Origin of the sequence: Photobacterium frigidiphilum (genome assembly GCF_003025615.1) — a bacterium.
Classification (GTDB): Bacteria; Pseudomonadota; Gammaproteobacteria; order Enterobacterales; family Vibrionaceae; genus Photobacterium; species Photobacterium frigidiphilum.
In genome coordinates, this window is the sequence record NZ_PYMJ01000005.1 from 66,606 (window position 1) to 85,176 (window position 18,571).

16 protein-coding genes are annotated in these 18,571 nt (G+C 42.7%); 14 read left to right on the forward strand and 2 right to left on the reverse strand.

Annotated elements, in window-relative coordinates; translation table 11 throughout:
* Positions 1-84: 84 nt before the first annotated feature.
* The 9 genes from ftsY to glpD all read left to right on the forward strand — a co-directional run bounded on the left by ftsY (position 85) and on the right by glpD (position 10,225).
* Positions 85-1,401, forward strand: a complete 1,317-nt coding sequence (gene ftsY, locus C9J12_RS06525; RefSeq protein ID WP_107241983.1) for a signal recognition particle-docking protein FtsY — start codon at positions 85-87, stop codon at positions 1,399-1,401.
* A 3-nt stretch (positions 1,402-1,404) separates the two neighbouring features.
* Positions 1,405-2,073 carry a cell division ATP-binding protein FtsE gene (ftsE, locus tag C9J12_RS06530; protein ID WP_006233266.1) on the forward strand — a complete coding sequence of 223 codons (669 nt, stop codon included), beginning with the start codon at positions 1,405-1,407 and terminating at the stop codon, positions 2,071-2,073.
* Positions 2,063-2,989, forward strand: a complete 927-nt coding sequence (gene ftsX, locus C9J12_RS06535) for a permease-like cell division protein FtsX (protein WP_107241984.1) — start codon at positions 2,063-2,065, stop codon at positions 2,987-2,989. The genes ftsE and ftsX overlap by 11 nt, the downstream gene beginning before the upstream one ends.
* A 143-nt stretch (positions 2,990-3,132) precedes the next feature.
* Positions 3,133-3,993, forward strand: coding sequence for an RNA polymerase sigma factor RpoH (rpoH, locus tag C9J12_RS06540; protein WP_107241985.1), 861 nt, complete (start codon positions 3,133-3,135; stop codon positions 3,991-3,993).
* Between the two features lie 620 nt (positions 3,994-4,613).
* Positions 4,614-4,946, forward strand: coding sequence for a thiosulfate sulfurtransferase GlpE (gene glpE, locus C9J12_RS06550; protein ID WP_107241987.1), 333 nt, complete (start codon positions 4,614-4,616; stop codon positions 4,944-4,946).
* A 41-nt stretch (positions 4,947-4,987) separates the two neighbouring features.
* On the forward strand, positions 4,988-5,830 hold the full coding sequence (gene glpG / locus C9J12_RS06555; protein ID WP_107241988.1) for a rhomboid family intramembrane serine protease GlpG: 843 nt from the start codon (positions 4,988-4,990) through the stop codon (positions 5,828-5,830).
* 342 nt (positions 5,831-6,172) lie between these two features.
* Positions 6,173-7,543, forward strand: a complete 1,371-nt coding sequence (glpT, locus tag C9J12_RS06560) for a glycerol-3-phosphate transporter (RefSeq protein ID WP_107241989.1) — start codon at positions 6,173-6,175, stop codon at positions 7,541-7,543.
* Positions 7,544-7,640: 97 nt separating this feature from the next.
* Positions 7,641-8,420, forward strand: coding sequence for a DeoR/GlpR family transcriptional regulator (locus C9J12_RS06565; RefSeq protein ID WP_107241990.1), 780 nt, complete (start codon positions 7,641-7,643; stop codon positions 8,418-8,420).
* Between the two features lie 266 nt (positions 8,421-8,686).
* Complete coding sequence (gene glpD / locus C9J12_RS06570; RefSeq protein ID WP_107241991.1) at positions 8,687-10,225, forward strand: glycerol-3-phosphate dehydrogenase; 1,539 nt, start codon at positions 8,687-8,689, stop codon at positions 10,223-10,225.
* Positions 10,226-10,356: 131 nt separating this feature from the next.
* Here glpD and C9J12_RS06575 read toward each other — a convergent pair whose 3' ends face one another.
* Positions 10,357-10,773 (reverse strand): flagellar basal body-associated protein FliL, encoded by a 417-nt coding sequence (locus tag C9J12_RS06575; protein WP_011216978.1) that lies wholly within the window; start codon positions 10,771-10,773, stop codon positions 10,357-10,359.
* A 168-nt stretch (positions 10,774-10,941) separates the two neighbouring features.
* Here C9J12_RS06575 and C9J12_RS06580 point away from each other — a divergent pair, with 168 nt between their 5' ends.
* Together C9J12_RS06580 and ubiA are read left to right on the forward strand one after the other, a co-directional pair.
* A complete protein-coding gene (locus C9J12_RS06580; RefSeq protein WP_107241993.1) occupies positions 10,942-11,484 on the forward strand; it encodes a chorismate--pyruvate lyase family protein in 543 nt (180 codons plus the stop codon).
* Positions 11,478-12,341 (forward strand): 4-hydroxybenzoate octaprenyltransferase, encoded by an 864-nt coding sequence (gene ubiA / locus C9J12_RS06585; protein WP_107241994.1) that lies wholly within the window; start codon positions 11,478-11,480, stop codon positions 12,339-12,341. Before C9J12_RS06580 ends, ubiA begins: the two co-directional genes overlap by 7 nt.
* Positions 12,342-12,865: 524 nt before the next feature.
* Here ubiA and plsB read toward each other — a convergent pair.
* Entirely contained in the window at positions 12,866-15,295 is a 2,430-nt protein-coding gene (gene plsB / locus C9J12_RS06590; protein WP_107241995.1) for a glycerol-3-phosphate 1-O-acyltransferase PlsB, read from the reverse strand.
* A 335-nt stretch (positions 15,296-15,630) separates the two neighbouring features.
* On the opposite strand from plsB, the gene lexA reads away from it, so the two are divergent.
* The 3 genes from lexA to coxB all read left to right on the forward strand — a co-directional run bounded on the left by lexA (position 15,631) and on the right by coxB (position 18,557).
* On the forward strand, positions 15,631-16,248 hold the full coding sequence (lexA, locus tag C9J12_RS06595) for a transcriptional repressor LexA (protein ID WP_107241996.1): 618 nt from the start codon (positions 15,631-15,633) through the stop codon (positions 16,246-16,248).
* A gap of 111 nt (positions 16,249-16,359) precedes the next feature.
* Entirely contained in the window at positions 16,360-17,157 is a 798-nt protein-coding gene (locus tag C9J12_RS06600) for a class I SAM-dependent methyltransferase (RefSeq protein WP_107241997.1), read from the forward strand.
* A gap of 251 nt (positions 17,158-17,408) precedes the next feature.
* On the forward strand, positions 17,409-18,557 hold the full coding sequence (gene coxB, locus C9J12_RS06605; protein ID WP_107241998.1) for a cytochrome c oxidase subunit II: 1,149 nt from the start codon (positions 17,409-17,411) through the stop codon (positions 18,555-18,557).
* The last annotated feature ends 14 nt before the right edge of the window (positions 18,558-18,571 follow it).

An 18,571-nucleotide genomic window follows, 5' to 3' on the forward strand; every position in this document is an offset into this window, starting at 1 on the left:
AGATTTTTTTGACCGTTTAGAAAATGATAGTATACACCTGTTTTTAGACTGCAAATTGTACCAATCAAGGGCTAGGATTTGCCAATGGCAGAGAAAAAGAAACGCGGATTATTTTCGTGGCTGGGTTTTGGATCTGAAGAGAAGACCGAGCAAACCGAACAAACGATAGAAAATCAAACAAATGAGGTGGATGTTGATTCACTGCAATCAACAGACGATAAGGAGAATAAAGAGGCTTTAGCTCAGCAAGAAGCTGATGCACTTGCACAAGTGAAAGCCGATGAAGAAGCTGAGGCACTCGCAATTGCCAAGGCCGAAGAAGAGGCAGAAGCACTTGCTGTAGCGAAAGCGGCAGAAGAAGCAGAAGCTTTAGCTGTGATAAAAGCGGAAGAAGCAGAGGCTGCAGCCAAGGCAGAAGCTGAAGCACAAGCAGCAAAAGCGGCTGAAGTGATCATTCACGAGCAAGAAAAACCTCAATCTGACGGATTTTTTGCTCGATTAATGCGTGGCCTAAAGAAAACCAAAACCAATTTTGGTTCAGGTTTCTTTGGTCTTTTCAGCGGTAAAAAAATCGATGATGAATTATTTGAAGAGCTAGAAGAGCAACTTCTTATTGCCGATGTTGGGATGGATACTACATTAAAAATTATCGAGAACCTGACAGACAAAGCCAACCGTAAAGAACTTAAAGACGGTGAAGCACTCTATGGTTTACTCAAAGAAGAATTGGCCGACATGCTGTCAACTGTTGAGCAGCCGCTGATTGTTGATACCACCCAAAAGCCATTTGTTATTTTAATGGTGGGTGTTAATGGTGTGGGTAAAACCACAACGATTGGTAAGCTAGCGAAGCAATTCCAGAGTGAAGGTAAATCTGTCATGTTGGCGGCGGGTGATACATTCCGTGCAGCAGCTGTTGAGCAGCTTCAAGTCTGGGGTGAGCGTAATGGCGTACCTGTTGTGGCTCAGCATACTGGTGCCGATAGTGCGTCTGTGATTTTTGATGCGATAGAATCAGCAAAAGCACGTAACGTTGATGTGGTTATTGCTGATACTGCGGGTCGATTGCAGAACAAAGGTCACCTAATGGAAGAATTACGCAAAATTGTACGCGTAATGAAGAAGGTTGACCCTGCTGCACCGCATGAAATTATGCTTACCGTTGATGCGGGTACTGGTCAAAATGCGATCAGTCAGGCTAAATTGTTTAGTGAAGTGGCACCAGTATCAGGTATTACGATCTCTAAGCTTGATGGAACGGCAAAAGGTGGTGTGATCTTTGCCATCGCAGATCAATTCAGTATCCCTATTCGCTATATCGGCATTGGTGAGGGTATTGATGACTTGCGTCCTTTTGTAGCAGATGAGTTTATTGAAGCACTATTTAGTGACGAGGAATAACGTGTGATTCGATTTCAGCAGGTAAGTAAAGCCTATCGTGGCGGTAGCCAAGCGCTACAAAAAGTAGATTTTCATCTGCGGTCAGCAGATATGGCTTTTTTAACTGGTCATTCTGGAGCAGGTAAAAGTACCCTGCTGAAATTGATTTGTGCCATAGAGCGACCAAGTGATGGTCATATCTTTTTTAATGGTCACGAAACAACACGTATCGACAATAAGCAGATACCATTTTTACGTCGTAATATTGGTATCATTTTTCAAGACCACAAATTATTGATGGACAGCAGTGTCTACGATAACGTTGCCTTACCTTTACGGGTAGAGCAAGTGTCTGAAAATGATGTGAAACGTCGTGTATCAGCAGCCCTGGATAAAGTGGGGCTGCTTGATAAAGCGCGTTGTTTACCGATTCAATTATCCGGCGGTGAACAGCAACGAGTCGGCATTGCTCGGGCTGTGGTTAACAAGCCCATGTTGCTATTAGCAGATGAACCTACGGGTAATTTAGATGCCGAATTATCACAACAGGTGATGCGTTTATTTGAAGAGTTTAATCGCGTTGGGGTATGTGTATTGATGGCGACACACGATACGTCGTTATTATCGACACATAATTATCGTCGATTAGATTTGCACCAAGGACATTTAAGGGAGCTTGCTCGTGGCGCGTAAACAAACTGGCTTTTTTACGATTCATAAACAGCAGTGTTTTGAAGCTCTGAATGATCTCTTTAAGCGTCCGTTAGGTAATATTTTAACACTCGCGGTCTTAGCGTTTGCTTTAACGTTACCTTCAACGTTTTATTTATTAGCGAAAAACGTCACCTTGGTGGCGCAGGCTTGGCAAAACCCGACACAACTTACGTTGTATTTAGATAATAATGCTTCAGAGCAAGTCGGCGCTGATTTTTCTGAGCAGTTACAGTCGTGGCCTGAAATCGAAGCGGTAACCTATGTTTCACCAGACCAAGGTCTTGAAGATTTCAGAGAGCATGCAGGTTTTGAGCAAGCACTCAGTTTACTGGATGAGAATCCATTACCTGCGGTCATTATTGTGCGCCCAGCACCTGATTGGCAAAATAATGAACAAGCAGCACAACTCGCCACTAAAATTCGCACCGGGCCTACGGTTGATGAAGTGCGATTAGACAGTGACTGGCTACAGCGGTTAGCTGCAATTCAGGATCTCTCTGTTACCTTGGCGTTACTGATGTCTGGGTTAATGCTGTTTGCGGTCTTTTTAATTGTGGGTAACACCCTACGTCTTCAAGTGTTGAATCAGAAAGATAGAATTCAAGTGATGAAGATGGTGGGGGCGACAGATAGCTTTATTCTGCGACCTTACTTATATGTAGGTGTTTGGTACGGCTTAATTGGAGCTGTTATTGCGTGGGTGCTTACGACAATAGTGACTATACTTCTTGACGGTGCGGTTGAAAAACTCGCGATGTTATACGACAGTAATTTTCGTTTAGTGGGTTTAAGTTGGGATGAAAGCCTGATTTTAATGATGACTGCGGCCTTCCTTGGATTGCTTGCTGCTCGCTTCTCTGCGGGGCGTCATTTGAAAGAAATTGAACCTATCTGACATTTTTTTGTTAGAAAATGGTGTAAATTACGCGGCTCGCTTGCAAAGCGACCTATTTTCTTGGCATTATTACAGGTTCAGATAACGTTATAGGTGTTCAGATAACGTTATATTGGTATAAAAAACACACGAGGTTTTTTTGAATGGCAAAAGAGATGTCTTCAATGGCTCTAATTTCTGCTGGTAGCTTGGATAGTTATATCCAGACAGTCAATAGACACCCAATGCTTACCGCAGAGCAAGAAAAAGAGTTAGCTGAACGTCTGCATTATGATGGCGATATTGAAGCTGCGAAAGGCTTGGTAATGTCACATATGCGCTTTGTTGTACACGTTGCTCGTGGCTATTCCGGTTATGGCTTACCAATAGCCGACCTAATACAGGAAGGCAACATCGGCTTGATGAAAGCGGTAAAACGCTTTAACCCTGAAGTAGGGGTTCGCTTGGTGTCTTTCGCTGTACACTGGATTAAAGCTGAAATACATGAATATGTTTTACGCAACTGGCGTATCGTGAAAGTTGCGACAACCAAAGCGCAGCGTAAACTATTCTTTAATCTACGTAAGTCAAAAAAACGTCTGGGTTGGTTTAACAACGCAGAAGTTGAAATGGTTGCAGAACAGCTGGGTGTTAATCCATCTGAAGTACGCGAGATGGAATCACGTTTAGCAGCACAAGATCCCGCATTTGAACTGCCAAATGAAGATGATGATCGTGATGCAGGCTACACTGCTCCTGTCTATTTCCTTGAAGATAAAGCTTCTGATGTTGCTTTAAGTTATGAAGAAAATAACTGGGAAAACCATACTAACAACCGTCTATCTAATGCATTAGCAGGATTGGATGAGCGCAGTCAGCACATTGTGCGATCTCGTTGGTTAGATGATGAAAAGACGACCTTACAAGATTTAGCTAATCACTACGGTATATCTGCCGAAAGGGTTCGCCAGCTTGAGAAAAACGCCATGAAGAAGCTGAAAGAAGCAGTAGGCGATTTTTACTAGGATCGACGTGATGACGATGATCTAGATCGTTATAAGCTATCCACAAGCCGTAAAATAAAAACCGACTTATCATAGTCGGTTTTTTTGTGGCTAAAATTCGGTGCGTAACTTTTTCTAACGCATTGAATTTATCGATCTGTTGGTGCTTTCACCTTGAAGTATCATCAAATTATGCTGATAAACGGTGCTATTCCGGTTGGGATATCTTTGGGGATGTTTTTGAGATGTAACTCACGTTTGTGAATATACCTGTGGGCTATATAGCTAGTTATGCACAGCTTATGATCGGATCCTCACTACATGTAGTGGATCCTTTTATCTGAAAACACATTATCAACGCAATCCACAGGCTTTTCCACAGCTGGTTGTTTTTTGTTCGTCTTGGTTGCAAGGTAACACTTCTGTTTTTTTAAAGCCCCGTGACACCTACCATAGCGGTAAACTTTATAGTGTGGATAAGCCCCTACATTCTGTGCAAGGTTGTGAGTAACTGAGTAAGGTACAATACGTAACAAGGATATTTCCTTATTCATGTTATCGGCGGGATCCTAAAACGGAGGATCGTCACACTTTGATAATGGGGAAGATCGATATCGACTATCAGAACCAAGAGGCTGACAATGGAACAGTTCGAACATATTTCAGTTGATCAAGCATATAGCTTATTGCAACAAGAGGATTCACCGGCAGTGTTAGTGGATATTCGTGACCCTCAATCATTTGGGCTAGCACATCCTGAAAATGCTTATCATCTGACGAATGACACCATGGTTGAATTAATGAATCAGGTTGATTTTGAACAACCTGTGATTGTGATGTGCTATCACGGCATTAGCAGCCAAGGTGCTGCGCAATATTTGATTAACCAAGGGTTTGAAGCGGTGTATAGTTTGGATGGTGGCTTTGAAGCTTGGCGTCGTCAGGCTTTACCAATTATTCAACAGATCGGTTAATGGTAACTAATTGCCGATCTGATACTTTGTCGGAGTAAAAGATGCATCGATTAGCTGGATTCCATAATCCTCGTCAGGCGCAAGCGTTTATCGATTATATGGCGTCGCGTGGTATTACACTGTCTTTAGCATCTGAACCTGAAGGTGTTTTTGCCATCTGGTTAGTTGATATCCAACATCAGGTTGAAGCAGAGTCTGAACTCAATACTTTTTTGAGTAACCCGAATGAATCTAAGTATCAAGCCGCATCTTGGGATGTAGCTGAAAGCCGTACGGCAAAATTCAATTATCGTAGCCCGAGTTTAATGGGGATGATTAAATCACAGGCAGGACCGTTTAGCTTATCGGTTATGGTGGTGGTTATCGCGATTTATGTATTGTGGTTCTTCGGTCTACAGCAGCCGATTTTTGATCTATTCCATTTCCCATTTATGGATGGCGATCAGTGGCAAGTGTGGCGATTTTTCTCACACGCTTTGATTCACTTTTCTGCCTTACATATTATTTTTAACTGCTTGTGGTGGTGGATCCTCGGCGGGCAATTAGAGCGACATAGCGGCAGTGCAAAACTGGTTCAAGTCTTTTTGATATCAGCGTTGGTATCAGGGTTTGCTCAATTTTGGCTTCATGGTCCTAATTTTGGTGGTTTATCTGGGGTTGTTTACGCCCTAATGGGCTACATCTGGTGGATGGGTTGGTTAGCACCTAAACGGGATCTTACCATGCCAAAAGCGTATGTCGGTTTTATGTTGGCATGGCTGGTGATTGGATTTGCTGAGCCGATGGGAATGTCGATAGCGAACATGGCACATTTATTTGGCTTGATCAGTGGGTGTTTAATCGCACTGGTTGATGCGAAATTTGGAAAGTCGAACCACCAATAATCCCCTTCCTCTAAAGATTAATGTCATTCCATTTCCTGTTGCGAATGGCATTAGTCTCTGATTTCAAAAGCACTTCTATTTATTTGTCTGCTTTTTAAGGCAAGATGTCTCATTTTTGAAAAATAAATCTTCGTTTATGATTGTTTTCACATCTTTATCTTTTCATTCGCGTAATAATCCGCGCTAATTGAGCGAAATCGATTGTTTTGCTCGTTTATAGCTTGCGTTCGCGCAAAAATCCATCGCTGAAGCAACAATTTGTTAAAAGCAATATCGTGACAACAGTACTCTGTTTAAAAATCGTCCTTGCTAAAATAACAATAACTTTTAAAGGAACACCTTATGTTTGGCATCTTTAAACCCGCGGTTCATACTGCGCAACTGTCTGGTGGACAAATAGATCCTGTCTATAAACGTCTACGTTGGCAACTCTTTATGGGTATTTTCTTTGGCTATGCCGGGTATTATCTAGTCCGTAAAAACTTCAGTTTGGCCATGCCTTTCTTGATTGAAGAATATGGCTATAGCCGTGGTGACTTAGGTGTTGCTTTGGCTGCTGTTTCTATTGCTTATGGTTTATCCAAGTTCTTAATGGGGAGTGTGTCAGACCGTTCTAATCCGCGCTATTTTATGGCGGCAGGTTTGACCATGTCGGCGTTAGTGATGTTGTGCTTTGGCTTTATGCCTTGGGCAACAAGCAGTATTAGTGCCATGTTTATCTTATTGTTCCTGAACGGTTGGTTCCAGGGCATGGGATGGCCAGCTTGTGGCCGAACAATGGTGCACTGGTGGTCACGCAAAGAACGTGGTGAATTAGTCTCGGTTTGGAACGTCGCGCATAACGTAGGTGGCGGTTTAATCGGTCCAATGTTCTTATTGGGTTTATGGGCATTTAACGATGATTGGCGTACGGCATTTTATGTACCTGCATTCTTCGCGTTGTTGGTTGCAGCTTTCACATTAATCACCATGCGTGATACACCGCAATCTTGTGGTTTGCCTGCCATTGAAGAATACAAAAACGATTACCCAGATAACTACGATGAATCACATGAAAAAGAGATGACCGGCAAGGAAATCTTCTTCAAGTATGTATTTAACAACAAATTATTGTGGTTTATCGCCATTGCAAACGCATTTGTTTACTTGATTCGTTATGGCGTACTTGATTGGGCCCCTGTGTACTTAAGTGAAGTGAAAGACTTCTCAGTAGATAAGTCATCTTGGGCATATTTCCTTTATGAGTGGGCGGGTATTCCAGGCACATTATTGTGTGGTTGGATGTCAGATAAATTCTTTAAAGGTCGCCGTGCACCTGCAGGCATCTTATTTATGTCACTTGTAACGATTGCGGTATTGGTTTACTGGTTTAATCCTCCGGGTAACCCAATGATTGATATGGCAGCACTGGTTTCTATCGGCTTCCTTATTTATGGCCCGGTAATGCTTATTGGTCTGTATGCGTTAGAGCTAGCACCTAAGAAAGCGGCGGGTACGGCAGCTGGCCTTACAGGTCTGTTTGGATACCTTGGTGGTGCGGTAGTAGCAAATATCGTATTAGGCTATACCGTTGACCACTTTGGTTGGGATGGTGGCTTCATGGTGCTGACTTCAGCCTGTGGTTTGTCTATCTTCTTCCTCGTGTTGGCATTGATGGGTGAAAACAAAGAGCATGAGAAACGTGCCATTGAGCGCGCACAACAAAATGCATGATTAAGATCGCCATCATTGGCATCTTTCTACCGCTGTAGGTAATATGTTAAGGCTCCGCATTCGCGGAGCCTTGTTGTAACCAGGAGCAGCGTTAGCAGTGAAGCAAAGCAAACGACATCAAGAAATTATCGACATCGTTAAAACTCAGGGCTATGTCAGTACTGATGACCTGGTTGAACGTTTTAACGTGAGTCCTCAAACAATCCGACGAGATCTGAATGAGCTCGCCGCCGAAAATAAGATTCGTCGTCATCACGGCGGAGCAACCATTCCATCCAGTTCCGTTAATACGTCTTACAACACGCGTAAAGTCATGCAGCTGGTTGAAAAAGACCGCATTGCAGAAGCCATGGCTGAGCATATTCCCGATGGGGCCACGCTGTTTATTGATATTGGTACAACGCCTGAAGCTGTAGCCCGTGCGCTGCTTAATCATAACGATTTACGTATCGTGACGAATAACTTGAATGTCGCCAGTGTATTAACGGGGAAAGATGATTTTCGCGTTATCTTAGCGGGTGGTGAAGTACGTAACCGCGACGGTGGTATTGTGGGGGAAGCAACCCTCGATTTCATTTCCCAGTTCCGGTTAGATTTCGGCATCATGGGGATCAGTGGTATTGATCTTGATGGCTCATTGCTTGATTTTGATTACCATGAAGTACGCGTGAAACAGGCGATTATCGAAAACAGTCGCTGCGTGATGCTGGGTGCCGATCATACTAAATTTGGTCGTAATGCGATGGTGAATCTGGGTGATATTAGCCAAATTGATATGCTGTTTACCGACGAACATCCCCCTGAAGCGTTAGCGAAGCTGATTACTGAGCATGAAATCCATATGGAAGTGGTTGGTCAAAACAACGCTCCAGATTGATCATAAAAAGCGATAACGAAAAGAGATAATCGATACGAAATTGTGTCGTTCAGCTTTCATGGACGGACTGCCAGCAATGGCAGTCCGTTTTTTATGGGTATTATTTGACGAATTGGTCATATTTTTATAACAAATCGCAAATAATAATGATGATCTTGAGTTAATTGTCAGTTATGATGCTCGATATCGAATCAAAACGAACATTTTGATGTTCGCGTTGGTTTCGAATTATCAAAATCAAGCATATTATGGGATAGGTGGATGGCATGACGGCAGAAAACACGCAGATTTTGGATCTAATTGTAGTAGGTGGTGGTATTAATGGCGCAGGTATTGCCGCTGATGCTGCTGGACGAGGTTTGACTGTCGGTTTATATGAAGCTGATGATTTTGCTTCTGCTACTTCTTCTGCGAGTTCGAAGCTTATCCATGGTGGTCTTCGTTATCTTGAGCACTATGAATTCCGTTTAGTTGGCGAAGCACTGGCAGAGCGTGAAGTGCTATTGAAAAAAATTCCTCATATTGCGCGCCCTATGCGTTTTCGTTTGCCTCACCGCCCACACCTTCGTCCGGCTTGGATGATCCGTGCTGGCTTATTTATGTATGATAACTTGGGTAAACGCACGACATTACCTGCAAGTCATGGTCTTAAATTTGGTCAAAATTCAGTATTAATTCCAGAAATAACCAAAGGGTTCGAATACTCAGATTGCTGGGTAGATGATGCGCGTTTGGTACTTTTAAATGTAATGGAAGTGGCTGAAAAAGGCGGTGATGTGCGTAATCGTTGCCGAGTTGAAAAAGCGGTACGTGACGGTGAATTTTGGCTGGTGACCATTCGCGATGTCCAAACGAACGAAATATTTGTACGTAAATCACGTGCGCTGGTGAATGCGGCTGGCCCTTGGGTGAAAGCGTTCTTCGATAACAGCATGGAAGAAGTGTCTCCGCGCAATATTCGCTTAATTAAAGGTTCACACATTGTCGTGCCACGTGCACACGATGAACCGCAAGCGTATATTTTGCAAAATGAAGATAATCGAATTGTTTTCGTTATTCCTTATTTAGATCGTTTTTCGATTATTGGTACGACAGATGTTGAATACAATGGTGATCCTCGTAATGTGGCAATTGATGACAACGAGATCGACTACTTATTAAAAGCTTACAACACCAATTTTGTGAAAAAGCTGGATCGTACTGATGTGGTATGGACCTACAGTGGCGTTCGTCCGCTATGTGATGACGAATCAGACTCACCCCAAGCAATTACCCGTGATTACACCTTGGAGCTTGAACAGCAAGCGAATAACGCCCCTTTATTATCGATTTTCGGGGGCAAGCTAACCACATACCGTAAGCTTGCTGAGGCTGCGATGACTAAGCTATCGCCTTTCTTCTCCAACATGGGCCCAAGTTGGACCGCTGATTCGTATTTGCCGGGTGGTGAAGCGAACTTTAGCATCCCACAGCTGGCCAAGAAGCTGCAACAGCAGCATGCATGGTTATCTGCCTTTACGTGTGAGCGTATGGCAACGAACTACGGTAACCGAGCGGTGAGATTGTTAGAGGGAGTCAATGGTGAAGTCGATATGGGGCAGCACTTTGGTGAAGGCCTTTATGCTCGCGAACTCGATTACATGATTGAGCAAGAATTTGCGCAAAATGAAATCGATGCATTGTGGCGTCGTAGTAAATTAGGTTTGTATCTAAATGATGAGCAAATCGCAGCGGTGGCACAGTACATTACGGATAAAGCACTATCTATTGCGGCTAAAAAATTAGAAGCGAATGTCGCGGCATAAGCGATAGATGGGTTAAAGCTGGCTAAGGTTATGTGCTTGCTGCTTGATAAATAAAAAATAGATATGTAAAAGGCGCTCATTGAGCGCCTTTTTTTATTGCCGGTCATAAATTTTATAACGACTATCAGCGGTTATTGGTACAGATACTTCGTAAACAATAACTCTGTTACCAGTTTTTGTCGGGTCTCTGTGATCAGCAGTTCATTCACTTTGGCTAGGCAGGCTTGCCGAATTTCTTCACGCCCCGCCAATGATTTCACTTTTGCTTCTGGCTGTTGACCAATGATGTTGATAATGGCATCACGAATTAATGGCGTATGATGCTCCACCTGTTTGATTAAGCTGGGATCAGATACCATTAAATCGATTTGTAACCGCAAATAGCCAAGTTTTTTACCCTGAGTAACGTAGTTGGTCGTTATGTCGGGGGTTAAGGTGTAATAAGAATAATTAGGCTGCGACAGGGGTACATCTGCTGCTGCAACATACTGGGTAGCTAGAAAACTAGCCAAAAAAAGGGTGAAGCCAAAGATTGTCGATTTCATCATTACACTCATGGGTTTATCTGAATTTGTCGCAATGAATTGCTATCTTTCGACCGTAACGATATTCCTACTCGTTACGGCTTGCTACAATAGCAGATCATCATGGTAATAAATTAACCGCATTCTACCAAGCTATTTTAATCATAAGCTTGTAGCGAACGAATTGGAAAGATGTCGAAATTCAAGCAGTTGTATAAACCATTATTGGATAATGCGCAGTGGGAAACACCCCTTTCACTCGCGATAGAAGGCACAGCGTTTGGGCATTGGTTGCTTGAACCTAATTCATTATCACGCCGACTTCAGCGTCATTGCGATGAATTTACCGTGTCGCTCATTGAGCAGAAGAAAATCGATAGTACGATGCTATCGGCTGATGAACGTGAGTTGATCGGTGATGTTGATTGTCTATTGCGTAAAGTTGTTTTGATGGGAGACGGACAACCGTGGGTATTTGCTCGTACTTTAATTCCGCTATCCACCCTTACTGGGCAAGAGAGTGATCTTGAACAATTGGGTGAGATGCCATTAGGCTTTCGGGTATTTACCGATCGTAGTGCGCGTCGTGATGCATTGGAAGTTGCGAATACAGGAACACAAGCACAGCCACTATGGGCTCGCCGTTCACGTTTATGGATAAATAACAAACCGTTGCTGGTTGCTGAATTATTTTTGGCACAAGCCCCAGTTTATTCAAAGGAGAGACAATGTTAGCAATGACTAAGGCGAAAGCATTTTGTCAGCTGGCACGATTTGATCGCCCTATTGGTAGTTTACTTTTGTTATGGCCAACGTTGTGGGCACTGTTTTTAGCCGCAGATGGTTTACCCAATACACATGTGCTGGTGGTTTTCGTGCTTGGCGTTGTTTTTATGCGCGCGGCTGGCTGTGTGATTAATGATTTTGCTGACCGTAATTTTGATGGCCATGTAAAACGCACAGCTAAACGACCAATGCCATCGGGCAAGGTGTCGGAACGTGAAGCGCTCGGATTATTCGGCCTATTGGTATTAGTGTCGTTTTTATTAGTACTGACCATGAATAACTTAACGATTATGCTCTCTGTGGTTGGGCTAGCATTGGCTGCCGCTTATCCATTTATGAAGCGTTATACCCATTTACCGCAGCTGGTACTTGGTATGGCATTTGGCTGGTCAATTCCAATGGCATACGCCGCACAAGCGGGTGAGTTACCTGTTGTTGCATGGTTATTATTTACCGCCAATATATTGTGGACGATTGCTTACGATACTCAGTATGCCATGGTCGATCGTGATGACGATTTAAAAGTTGGCATCAAATCCGCCGCTATTTTATTTGGTCGCTTTGATAAGATTATTATTGGTGTATTGCAGTTAAGCACTTTAGTGATCATGATTTTGATTGGACATAGCCTCGATTTACATCAAGTTTATTATTGGTTCTTATTAATGGCGTCAGGCTTGTTTGTGTATCAGCAACGACTGATTGGAAGTCGTGAACGTGAACCGTGTTTTAAAGCATTTTTAAATAATAACTATGTTGGCATGCTGATATTTTTAGGTATCGCCATTAGTGTGATGATGCAATAAATAACGATATTGAGCGGCCTGTATGCGCAAAGCCTTTTGAAGTTACTTAGATATACATTATAAAAAAGCACCTATAGGTGCTTTTTTATTGTTTGTGATTTGTGTAAATCGTCATTGTTACAGTGGCTGTACAGCTTTTTAATTAAAAAACACCATCAAACTAAGAAACGTCTATTTCTTGTTATTAAACGGGCATTGCTTTAATGAATCATTAACTTAGCTGAAGCCTATCAGTTCTGGGGTGTAGGCTGGTTTTTAGCGAGACCAATAAAATGGTACAGCTTTAGAGGTTTTATATACCAGTAACCTAAAAGCTTGCGTTTTTAGACGTATCGTAATGAATACGGCGGTTGCCAGCTAGTCGCTAGTACGTTGTCAGGGCTGATGTACATGTTTAGGACGACTAGGAACCCCATAACCCAAAAGCTTATAAAATGCTTAAGAGAAATCGCAGGTAAGAAAAAAGCTGGCAATGCCAGCTTTTCGTTTAAAGGTGTATCTCAGCGTATTAACAGTGAATTGAATTACGCTTTTTCATCGCGATTCATTACCGCTTGAATGGTTAATTTCACTTCAGGTGAAACCAATGCCGTTAATTGATCGGCAAGGTTTTCTACTTGGCGAGACACCGCATGACATTCATCATTGAGGTAACCTTCTTTGCGTAGCGTTTTCACTAATATCGCGAAGACACCTTTGTCGAAAAATTCTGGTGCATTAATCCCGTGTAAGCGACTTAAACGTTGTGCCATCATTTGGCTTTGCTGTTCTAAATCACTCTTCATCATTTGAGGATCTGCATGCAGTAGCGTTAAGGTGATGGTATAGCGTTGCAACGTTTCAGTGATCGTACGGGCTAACAACTGTAGCGGTCCAATACGGGCATTATTCATCGAGATAGTGTCACCATCACTTAATAGTAAACGCTGACGAACCAGCTCACTAATGATGGAGTCAATAACAGCATTCAGTTCATCTTTCTCAAAGCGTAAGAATAACTCAGCTTTTAAGAATGGATACAGTAACTGCACTTGTTCATAAAGCTTATCTTTGGATAAGCTTTGATGCTGAACGATGATGTGTGCAATTAAAGACGGCAACGCAAACAAGTGAATAATGTTATTACGGTAGTAAGTCATCAAAATAGATTGTTGACGATCAAGCGAAATAACCTCACCTAAACCATCACGCTCTACAATGAACTTGTCCATTTCTAGTGCGTGTTCGACCAAGGTTTTTGCATCTTCGTCTGGCATCGTACATTGTGATGAATATGATGCGTTACGCAGAATTTGCAGGTAACTATCAATCTGCTGTTCAAGTTCTTCACGGCTAAGTGCACGCTGACGAGATGATAATAATGCTAATGCACACAATGTGAGGGCATTGGTCGCAGCGGCATCATTAATGTGTGTCATCATTTTAACGGCAAGATCGTTCACCACGGGATTTAGCCAGCTTGGTTTTTGTGGTTCGATTGGGTCAATGTCATCATGCCATGTTGGCACGTTATCATTGAGGTATTGATTCAGCGGAATTGGCTCGCCGAAATTCACATAACCTTGCCCAAAATTACGCAATTTACGTAATGTACGTAAAATTTGACCCAGATTTTCTTTTTCTTTGCGCTTACCTTGTAGCTCTTTTGCGTAAGTGGCCACTTCCATAACGTGTTCATAACCGATATAGACCGGTACCAATGTAACAGGGCGATTTAAGCCTCGTAACATCGCTTGAATTGTCATTGAAAGCATACCTGTTTTCGCAGGTAGTAAACGTCCGGTACGTGAACGACCACCTTCACTGAAGTATTCGACGGAATAGCCTTTCGCAAAAAGCTCTGCTAGGTATTCACGAAAAACCGTTGAATATAGGCGGTTACCTTTAAAACTACGGCGTATGAAGAAGCCACCACCACGGCGGAAAATCGGTCCAGCAGGGAAGAAGTTCAGGTTAATACCCGCAGCAATGTGTGGTGGTACTAAGCCTTCTTTATACAAAACATAAGATAAAAGTAGATAATCCATGTGGCTACGGTGACACGGAACATACACGATTTCGTGACCATCTTGTGCCAACTTGCGTACTCGCTGAGCGTTGTGAATATTCAGCCCTTGATAGAGTTTATTCCACAACCAACCGAGAAAACGTTCGGCGTTTTTAATCAGTGAATAAGAGAAGTTAGCCGCAATTTCTTCCATCATGTCGATGGCTTCTTTACGGACTTTTTCTACCGGCACATCACGGCTTTCAGCTTCTTCACGAACCACTTTTTCGATAGCTTTAGATGCCAGTAAGCGTTTGAATAAGGCTTGGCGATCGGGTAAGCGTGGGCCTGAAGCCGCAATTTGTTGGCGAGAGAAATGAATCTTTGCCACACGTGCTAATTTTTGCGCGATTGCGTCATCAGTGCCGTGATTATCTGCCATATAACGCAATGATACAGGCGTGCTTAAACGTACCAAACAATCACGTCCATGACCCAAAATAGCGGTAAATTTCTCAGGACCATTGAGTGGGCGCAGTACTGGCCCTCTGTGGCTTTCTTTACCTGGCTTTCGTCCCCATAAAATAGAGGCAGGAATGAGCTGAATATCGAGCTCAGAATCTTGCTTATGCTGCTCAAGTAAACTGGTGAATAACTGAAGTGATTCTTTCGGTAATTCTCGATCGGTACCAAAAATACTTGGACCGTTTGCTACGAAAACATACCGCGAGAATTTTTGACCACCAATTTCAAGTGGTGTCAGTGGGTCGGGTAGACCTAGTTCTTGGGTGCTGCTACGCAGTGTCATCAGATCCGTATTTGAACGGAAAGGTAAGATATAAACGATTGGTCGTTCGATATCTAACTCTAAATCTGTAACGGGATCGGATGGAATTGAATTGGTCTTAACCAACACGGAAAGCGGCAAATTCAATAATTTTTGATAGATTTTCTGCCAACTTGACATATCTTTTACTAGCCTCGAATTCTTAATGCGTGGCAAGGATAGCAGAAAATGGCTGCTTTCATGCAGCGAAAATGCGAGATATTGATATCAAATTATGATTTTGAATAATCTTTTATTCTATTTATTATTTCATTGATAATCTTTGTTTGAGCATGGCTAATTTTAACGATCTAATCACAGTAATTAATTAAATATTTGCGTTAATTTGAACGCTTTTACTGTATTAAATCGTTGTGCTTTCTATACGGATTGGTCTTTTCGTGAACAATTAACTTTTCAAGCCTGTAAACACTGGATATACTCACAGTAGACTGTATAAACAAACAGGGTGAATCATGAAGCCGTTAACGCCGCGCCAACAAGAAGTCTTTGATTTGATCAAAGCAAAAATCGAAGATAGTGGGATGCCGCCAACACGTGCTGAGATCGCTCGTGAATTGGGGTTCCGTTCAGCGAATGCTGCCGAAGAACATTTAAAAGCTTTGGCACGTAAAGAAGTAATTGAAATTGTGCCGGGTGCATCACGAGGTATTCGTGTGTTACTCCATGATGAAGTTGAGGCAAAAGGCTTACCATTAATTGGTCGTGTTGCTGCTGGTGAACCTATTTTGGCTCAAGAGCATGTTGAAACGCATTATGAAGTTGATCCAACCTTATTTAAGCCGCGCGCTGATTTTTTATTGCGTGTAAATGGCATGAGTATGAAAGACATCGGTATTATGGATGGCGATTTACTTGCTGTGCATAAAACCCAAGATGTTCATAATGGGCAAGTGGTTGTTGCTCGTGTTGATGATGATGTAACAGTAAAGCGTCTTGATAAACAAGGCTCGCAAGTTTTGTTGCATGCTGAAAATGAAGATTTTGCTCCGATTGTTGTTGATCTTACTCATCAGCAATTGACGATTGAAGGCATTGCTGTTGGTGTTATTCGTACTGCTGACTGGATGTAATCGATCCTTGTAAATGTTAATTAATCATTATGTTTTGCATTAGTATCGAGAATACTTTGCAAAACTTAATGATAGTCATTATCATCTAATTCATATCACATGGAGATGATAATGGTTAATTCCTCTCGATATCGCATACCTTCTGAATTGCTGCAGCCGTTATGGCTTAGAAGCCGAGAAAGTTTGGCTGATGATGGACTTATTTATGATCCCATCGCCGCTGCTGCGTGTAGCCAGTGCCATCTTGTTCCTGATTGTCTGGCTGGCAATGTTTCTGAACGTCAATTACTGCATGCCACGCTTACCTTACAGTGTGATAAACAAGTCTTGAAATTTCTTCGCCGTCATCCCAATGGTTTTATTATCAATGTTGGGGCGGGGCTTGATACCCGTTTTTATCGTTTAGATAACGGCCGTTGTCGTTGGTTTGAATTAGATACCGATGAGAATCTTTTATGGCGTGAGAGGCTTTTTCATCGCAGTGATCGGTATACCATGCAACGTGGCTCCGTTACCGATTTATCATGGCTAGCGTCACTACCGACTCAGAAAAATACCCCCGTTTTATTGTTGTGCGATCAAGCACTATTGAAATGTGAAAGCCAAGAGTTAGCCACTTTTATTCAGCGTATTGGCTGCCACTTTAGTCAAATTGAAGCCTGTTTAGTTCTGGCAGGTGATCGTTGTGATTCTGCATTAGCTAAAAAGATGGGGGCTGAACAATATAGTCACGGGTTTAAAGACCCAGCACAGCAAGTATTGAATTGGTTGCCATGGGCTGAATTAATCAGTCGCTATAGTCCGCTAGATCATGATTGTCCGCGTTGGCGATCTTGGCAGCGTTGGATCGCAAGAATGCCAAGTTTGAAATACCGAGTTACCCCAGTATTGGTGCACATTCGCTTCTAGATCGTGACTTTTAGCGTCATATTTCCTTTTGTTACTGATTTAGTATCTATTTTTTCTACGTTCATGCCGGATTAATTTTTTATTAGTAATTCTTTGCTCATTTCTTCTGTTTTGTCCTAAGTTAAATGTAAACAAAGTGTTAATCATCGTTTGAGTGTTACGCGTGAACGGGCTGATTTTCGCTATAAGTTAGTGTTTTCATTGAACAGTTCTTGATGAATGTCAGGATGACAAAAGGAGAGGTCAGGGAGATGATTCGTCGACTGATCAGCGTATTATTGTTAAGTATTTTGGCATTGCCTGTGGCTGCCGAAACGAAAAGTATGCCGTTAAACATGACCCAAGGGGTTACCCGGGTTAGCCAACAAGTCTATGACCTACACATGACCATTTTTTATATTTGTGTGGTCATTGGTATTATTGTTTTTGGCATCATGTTTTGGGCCATTATCCATCATCGGAAATCGCGTGGTGCGGTCGCTGCCTCGTTTCATGAAAGCACCAAAGTCGAAATACTCTGGACCATCATTCCTTTCGTTATCCTTATTGCCATGGCCATTCCTGCTACAACAACCCTGTTAGCAATGGAAGACACGTCAGAATCGGATATCACCATTCAAGTAACAGGCTCTCAATGGAAGTGGCATTACAACTACTTCAACGAAGATGTCGATTTTTACTCACTATTGGCAACCTCTTCTGCGCAAATTAAGAACGAACGAGATAAACGTGAAAACTACTTACTTGAAGTTGATCGCCCTCTAGTTGTGCCTATTGGCAAAAAAATCCGGTTTCTTATTACCTCTCAAGATGTAATTCATTCTTGGTGGGTACCTGCGTTTGCGGTTAAAAAAGATGCTAACCCTGGTTTCATTAATGAGGCCTGGACACGTATCGATAAGCCCGGTATTTACCGTGGGCAGTGTGCCGAGCTGTGTGGGAAAGACCACGGCTTTATGCCCATAGTGGTGATTGCCAAATCTCAGAGTGATTATGATTCTTGGCTAAAAACAACCAAAGCCACTCAGCAAGCAGCGTATGAAGAAGAGCAACGTTTATTGTCAATGCAAATGCCGATGGAAGAGCTCATGGCGTTGGGTGAAAAAACCTATCTCGCGCGCTGCTCTATGTGTCATCAACCAACGGGTGCTGGTATTCCAGGGGCATTCCCAGCGTTAGCTGGGCAAGGTATTTCGATTGATCCGGCTAAGAAATTAGAGCATATCAGTATCGTTGTTCATGGCAAAAAAGGGACAGCAATGCAGGCATTCGGGCCTCAGTTAAGCCTGAAAGAATTAGCCGCTGTTATTACCTATGAGCGAAATGCGTGGGGTAACGATACGGGTGAAACCATACAAGCTGCAGAAGTGCAGGCTGTGCTCAACGGCAAAGAGCTTTAAGGGAGCAACAGACA

Bases quoted from the DNA above. Each gene is read 5' to 3' on its own strand.
- ftsY (WP_107241983.1), top strand. From the start codon at position 85: ATGGCAGAGAAAAAGAAACGCGGATTATTTTCGTGGCTGGGTTTTGGA.
- rpoH (WP_107241985.1), top strand. From the start codon at position 3,133: ATGGCAAAAGAGATGTCTTCAATGGCTCTAATTTCTGCTGGTAGCTTG.
- glpE (WP_107241987.1), top strand. From the start codon at position 4,614: ATGGAACAGTTCGAACATATTTCAGTTGATCAAGCATATAGCTTATTG.
- glpG (WP_107241988.1), top strand. From the start codon at position 4,988: ATGCATCGATTAGCTGGATTCCATAATCCTCGTCAGGCGCAAGCGTTT.
- glpT (WP_107241989.1), top strand. From the start codon at position 6,173: ATGTTTGGCATCTTTAAACCCGCGGTTCATACTGCGCAACTGTCTGGT.
- glpD (WP_107241991.1), top strand. From the start codon at position 8,687: ATGACGGCAGAAAACACGCAGATTTTGGATCTAATTGTAGTAGGTGGT.
- C9J12_RS06575 (WP_011216978.1), bottom strand. From the start codon at position 10,773: ATGATGAAATCGACAATCTTTGGCTTCACCCTTTTTTTGGCTAGTTTT.
- C9J12_RS06580 (WP_107241993.1), top strand. From the start codon at position 10,942: ATGTCGAAATTCAAGCAGTTGTATAAACCATTATTGGATAATGCGCAG.
- ubiA (WP_107241994.1), top strand. From the start codon at position 11,478: ATGTTAGCAATGACTAAGGCGAAAGCATTTTGTCAGCTGGCACGATTT.
- plsB (WP_107241995.1), bottom strand. From the start codon at position 15,295: ATGTCAAGTTGGCAGAAAATCTATCAAAAATTATTGAATTTGCCGCTT.
- lexA (WP_107241996.1), top strand. From the start codon at position 15,631: ATGAAGCCGTTAACGCCGCGCCAACAAGAAGTCTTTGATTTGATCAAA.
- C9J12_RS06600 (WP_107241997.1), top strand. From the start codon at position 16,360: ATGGTTAATTCCTCTCGATATCGCATACCTTCTGAATTGCTGCAGCCG.
- coxB (WP_107241998.1), top strand. From the start codon at position 17,409: ATGATTCGTCGACTGATCAGCGTATTATTGTTAAGTATTTTGGCATTG.